Source organism: Gluconobacter sp. DsW_056 (assembly GCF_002153595.1).
GTDB classification, from domain to species: domain Bacteria; phylum Pseudomonadota; class Alphaproteobacteria; order Acetobacterales; family Acetobacteraceae; genus Gluconobacter; species Gluconobacter albidus.
Genome location: NZ_JOPF01000025.1, coordinates 1 through 5,672 on the forward strand (window position 1 = coordinate 1; position 5,672 = coordinate 5,672).

General features: G+C 54.9%; 4 protein-coding genes. 1 reads left to right on the forward strand and 3 read right to left on the reverse strand.

Annotated features, from left to right (window positions below; translation table 11 throughout):
- The 3 genes from HK22_RS13900 to HK22_RS13910 form a co-directional block, all read right to left on the reverse strand.
- On the reverse strand, window positions 1-2,800 hold a 2,800-nt coding region (locus HK22_RS13900; RefSeq protein ID WP_086649706.1), incomplete at its 3' end, for an efflux RND transporter permease subunit.
- Between the two features lie 7 nt (window positions 2,801-2,807).
- Window positions 2,808-4,004, reverse strand: coding sequence for an efflux RND transporter periplasmic adaptor subunit (locus tag HK22_RS13905; protein ID WP_233142685.1), 1,197 nt, complete (start codon window positions 4,002-4,004; stop codon window positions 2,808-2,810).
- Window positions 4,001-5,350 carry a TolC family protein gene (locus HK22_RS13910; RefSeq protein ID WP_228120916.1) on the reverse strand — a complete coding sequence of 450 codons (1,350 nt, stop codon included), beginning with the start codon at window positions 5,348-5,350 and terminating at the stop codon, window positions 4,001-4,003. Before HK22_RS13910 ends, HK22_RS13905 begins: the two co-directional genes overlap by 4 nt.
- Between HK22_RS13910 and HK22_RS15465 the strand changes: the two genes are divergently transcribed.
- Entirely contained in the window at window positions 5,349-5,480 is a 132-nt protein-coding gene (locus HK22_RS15465; protein WP_255376058.1) for a hypothetical protein, read from the forward strand. The two genes, HK22_RS13910 and HK22_RS15465, sit on opposite strands and share 2 nt — an antisense overlap.
- Window positions 5,481-5,672 lie beyond the last annotated feature (192 nt).

The following is a 5,672-nucleotide window of genomic DNA, read 5'->3' on the forward strand; positions in this document are numbered from 1 at the left end:
CCCCATACAAAACCGCCACACCAAACAGCGCAATAAACCCGATCCCCGCGGAGACGCTGAATGGCAGGCCACGCAGAGCGAGGGCCAGGATGCCACCTGTCGTGGCAACTGGCAGATTGACGAAAACAAGTCCGGCCAGCCAGACGGAATTCAGCGCAATGACAAGCAGGGCAAAAATCAATACCAATGCGATCGGCACGACAACTCCCAGACGTGCCATGGCTGATTTCAGGTTCTGGAACTGACCCGCCCACACGATGCGATAACCGGGAGGCATGGTGATTTTTCTGCTGACTGCCTTCTGTGCTTCGGTAACAAAGGAGCTGAGGTCTCGTCCACGAACATTGGCCTGTACGATCAGACGACGGCGGATATTATCCCGGCTGATACGGGGAGGACCGTCCTGTACCGTGACCTCCGCGATTTCTGAAAGCAGGACCGCTCCTCGGCCATCGGCACGGCGTACCCTTAGGCGGGCAATCTGGTCACGTGTGCCTGCCTGGGCTGGATCGAAACGGACCTGCGTGCTGATCAGGGCGTTACCAACTGTTACGGGCCGTCCAATATGACCACCGACCGCTTCGACCACGTTCAGAAGTTCCTGCTGGGAAATACCCAGCCGTGCCGCCTTTCGACGATTAATGTCGATATGGATGAAAGAAACGGTACCATCTCCCTGTGGAGCCACGTCGGCCGCACCGGGAATGGTTTTCATGATGCTTGCTACCCTGTCCCCCAGACGCGCCAGCGTAGCGAGATCATCCCCATAGATCGAAACGGCAATCTGGGTCCTGACACCGGACAGGAGGTCATCCATCCGCATCTGCACTGGCTGGCTCCATGACTGCTCCATTCCAGGCAGTTCAGTGCCCAGCACCTGACTCATTGCCGTAACGAGTCCCTCCTGTGTATGCGCTGTGGTCCACTGTGATGGTGGCTTCAGAAAAATGAAACTGTCTGTCTCGTTAACACCCATCGGATCAGTCGGAATGGCTGATGTTCCTGTATTGCTGACAACGCTGGTAACCTCGGGAAAGCGACGCAGAATACGCTCCTGAAGGCTAACCTCCTTCAGGGCCTCGGGCAGCGAAATGCTGGGCAGTCGTGTCGTAGTTACCGTCAGGGCCCCCTCATCGAGAGACGGAATGAATTCGCCACCCAGATGCAGACCGGTCCAGACAGAAAAAGCAAAAATCGCGAAAGTTGTGCCAAACAAGGTCCGTGGTCGGTTTTCACACCAGTTTAGCATGGGACCATAACCACGACGAAGAAAAGCAACCAGACGGGTATCGTCATGATGGTTGGCAGACCTCATCGCCAAAGCCCCAATCACCGGTATCCCGACAATACAGTAAAACAGAGAGGCCAGCAGGGCCATGATGACCGTCTGCGCCATGGGGCGAAACATTTTTCCCTCGATATCCTGCAATGTCAGGATCGGCAGGTAGACCATCACAATAACAAGAATGCCGAAACTTACGGGACGGAGGACTTCGGTTGCCGCTGAGACTGCGAGGGAAGCCAGCGGCGTAGTCTGTCCACTGGCCCGGTCACGCGCACGATGGGTCATGAGATTTTCAACCACGACGAGCGAACTGTCGACGATCATGCCGAAGTCGATGGCGCCGAGGCTGAGCAGATTGGCGGAAATTCCGAACCAGCGCATTCCAGCCATGGCGCAGACGAGCGCAAACGGGATGACAGAGGCGATGACCAGGGAGGCCCGCCAGTCACCGATCACCACGATCAGAACACTGATGACCAGGAGTGCTCCAACGACAAGATTTTCCTTTACGGTCCTGATGGTACTGTCTGTCAGCGTCGAACGCACATAATAAGGCTCAAGCGTCACGCCTTTAGGGAGAGACTGACGAATACCGGGAAGTGCCTCTTCGATGGCGGCTAAGGTGGTGTCGGAACTCGCTCCCATGCGCATCATGATGACGCCAATGACAACCTCGCCCTGACCATCACGCGTGACGGCCCCCAGTCGTGTTCTCGGTCCCATGGAAATGTGCCCGACATCCCGCAGGAAAATGGCGGAACCGTTGGTGTTGGTCCGGACGGGAATGGACCCAAAGTCGTCAAGTGAACCGATCAGGCCGCGTCCGACAACGATTTGCTGTTCTTCACCATGCTCAATCCATCCACCTCCTGATGCGGAGTTATTGCCATCCACCGCTCGGAAAACGTCATCAACTGACACACCCAGTGCCATAAGGCGGGCCTGATCGAGAGAGACCTGAAATGTCTGTTCGGCACCGCCGTTCACGTTGACGTCCACGACGCCTGGAACCAGTTTCAACTGCGGCGCGACAGTCCATGTCATCAGACGGTTCAGATCCATCAGCGAATAACCGTCGCCTTTGATCTGCAACTGCATGATTTCACCAAGGCCTGTAGCGAGTGGCCCGATATTCACACTGACTCCCGGCACAGATATCGTGCCTCTGGCCTGCTGAATCCGTTCTTCCACACGGGCACGGTCAAGATTGATGTCCGTCTCATCCGCGAACTGGATGTAAACGACCGAGACTCCTGAACGGGAGACCGACCGGAGATCTGTCATCTCCGGGATGCCGGCCATACTGGCCTCGATCGGAAAGGTGATCAGCCGTTCGACTTCTTCCGTAGCGAGGCCCGGAGCAACAACAGAAACGAGCACCTGCCGGGGCGAAATGTCGGGCACGGCTTCCACGGGAAGGCCACGCACGATCATACACCCGGCGATGAACGTCAGGCAGATTACCCCAAGGACCAGCCAGCGTCGGGTCTGCAGGGCGGAGAGAACGCTACGCATGACGCTCTTAGTCTCCATCATTCATATCTGACACCAGCATCACCGCCTTCAGGGCAAATGCGCCTTGCGTTACGATCCGCTCACCTGCGGAGAGGCCAGAGGTAATGACTTTCTGTCCATTGCCCGTAACACCAACATGCACGTCCTGTGCTCGAAACCGGTTTGGACTCACCGACACAAACACAGTGCTTACGCCGTTGATTTCTGTGACAGCGTTCTCCGGCACAATGATGCCTGCCGTCTTTTCGCGTGTTGGCAGATGGGTATTGAGGAACATGCCTGGATGAAGACTGCCATCTGGATTGGGGGCCGTGCTTATGACGCGGACGAGGCCTGTGACCGGATCCGCCATACTCCCTACCGAAGTTATTTTCGATTTCAGTAATGTCGTCCCTGTGTCCGATGTAAGTTCGGTGGTCTGCTCGCCGCCCTGGATCACCTGAGCAGCATCCTGAGGCAGGATGTCAGAAACAATCCATACCGAGGACATGTCTGTCAGACCCATCAGTTCCGTCGCAGGGGAAATGTCGTCGGCCACACCAACGAACACGCTCTGTACTTCCGCTGTGGTCGGCGCAATGATTGACGATGTCTCATCCAGCGGACCGGTCTGGGCTTTATCTGATTCCGTAACGGAGTTGTATTCTTCTTCAAGTTGATGCTTCAGCGTATCGACATCAGCCTGTCGAGCTATAACGTCGTCTTTTGCTGCCTGGAATATGGCCAGGCGACGCCTGGTCTCTCCTGCTGCGACTGTTGTGCCTTCCAGTTCATACCCCCGGTGGTAGGCTGACGACGCATTCTGAGAGGCCGCATACGCTGTCGCCAGTGCCGCCTGCGCTCTTGTCATTTCAAGGCGGACCAGGTGTAATGAATGATCCTGATAGGTAAGAAGCGTCTCTCCTTTGTGCACATGCTGACCAGGTACCACAGCAACATTCAGAACTTTACCGGACCCTGCCGGGTGAATACGGACGACATGCCCCGCCTCGGCTGTGACGGTTCCCATTGCATCCAGATTTTTTGCGAGTGTACCACTCCTTGCGATCGAGATTACCAGAGCAGAGTTCTTCTGCGCTGCCTCTCCCATTACGACAGTCGGCGCACTGTCGGCGGCTCGTGCAGGCGACTCAGTAAAGCGAAAAATAATCATGACACAGAGTAAATATTTCCAGTCTTTCATGGAGGCAGATGAAATAGTCACTGGAATTCTCCTGCTGCGATCAATGTTCGTATGATGGCGGCGTGCCAGGCAACTTCTGCCTGATTACGGAGCTGCAAAGCCCTGCTGGCAGCGGATCTGGCTCGTAACAGTTCGACCAATGATGTCTCACCGACCTGCCATGATCGATTCATCTCGTTTGCGCGACTGTTCATACTCTCAGCGGACAGAACAGAATTTCTGAACATGTCTTTCGTGGCCGTCAGATGAGAAAAAACCTGAGCGAGTTCCTGCCTGACATTGCGGCGGGCCTGCTGCTCCTGATTGATAGCCGCAGCCAACTTGTTGCGGGCGTCCGTTTCCATGGGGACGTTGCGGACATCGCTGGGAAGCGGGATGGAAACTGTTACCCCCACGCGGTCGTCCCACGGGCTGCCATACTGTTTTTCGTGAATTGCAGCGACGCCAACTTCAGGGTTCGGCATGAAGGAGGCTTTGGCGAGATGCACGCCAGCTTCCGCTGTACGCACGGCCTGACGGGCGGCTCTGACGCGAGGGTCATTATTTTCGAGAGCTTCGGCAGAGAAGAGTCCGTCATGCGCTAACGCCACATTGTCAAAAGAGAGGATATCGGGGACGGTCGGGCGACCCAGCAAGATACGAAGCGCTGAGGTCGCTGTCTCGACCTGCTCTTCGGACTGGGAATATTCATTGGCTGCATTCGCGATTTCAGAAGCGATGATCTGCTGATCGGCAAGCGTCATCTCTCCGATGTGCTTTCCACGGATTACAGAGGCCCGGATTTTTTCCAGTGTGTCTTTCTGGATGCGTGCGATTGCCAGTCGGCGCTGAGCCATAACGACGTTGGCTGATGTATCCAGAACTCTCATGGCCACCGCCATTCGTGCCACATGCAGCCGTTCCTGGATGGTAAGCGCTTCTGCTCTCGCAACTCCCACAGTTGCGCTACCTTGTCCCGGCAGCCAGAGCGGTACAGACACGCCTCCCTGATAGGTTGTGTATCCTTCATTGCTGCCAATGGCATGATCATCGAAATACTGGCCGGAGACAGTCGGGCCGCCGGCAAACCAGGAACCGGCTGCCTCGGCCCGTGCTGCTGCTGAGCGATAGTTTGTATTCAGTTCAGTCCGATCGGGATCGACAGCCCAGGCCGCTTCAACGGCTTGGGAGAATGGGATACTTCCTGCTTTTGCAACTGAAAATGGAACAGAAGAAAGCAAGATAACCAATACATAATATATATATGGAGTTTCCATATAATGGATTATTTTATTTAATGCAGAACACAAATAAATATAATAACCATCACGATACCGCATAAAATAATGCCACCCGTACGTATTATCATGCAAAAGAAACTGCGACATGATTGATATCATACCAGATGAAGCTGACAGCTCCCTGAACGACGGCTCTGAAATGAATACCGCAAAGAATACAAGTTATGAGGGAGCACCTGGAGGGATCGAAGAACTGTTTGTTGATGCGCTTGTCTGATGATTTTAGTTTTTTAGCGCTTTGATTGAGGGTTTCCGGGGTGACTTTCGCTCTGCGTTTTGAGCAGATCACGGTCCATCGCCAGTGGGAGGACTACGCGCTCGCGTTCAATCTTTCGAGGAAAAGGAAGCGGCGCATATTATAGACGATATTGGCAAGGCCGATCCTCATGGTGGCCCGGGTGATACCGAC

Bases quoted from the DNA above. Each gene is read 5' to 3' on its own strand.
- HK22_RS15465 (WP_255376058.1), top strand. From the start codon at position 5,349: ATGATTGATATCATACCAGATGAAGCTGACAGCTCCCTGAACGACGGC.
- HK22_RS13910 (WP_228120916.1), bottom strand. From the start codon at position 5,350: ATGTCGCAGTTTCTTTTGCATGATAATACGTACGGGTGGCATTATTTT.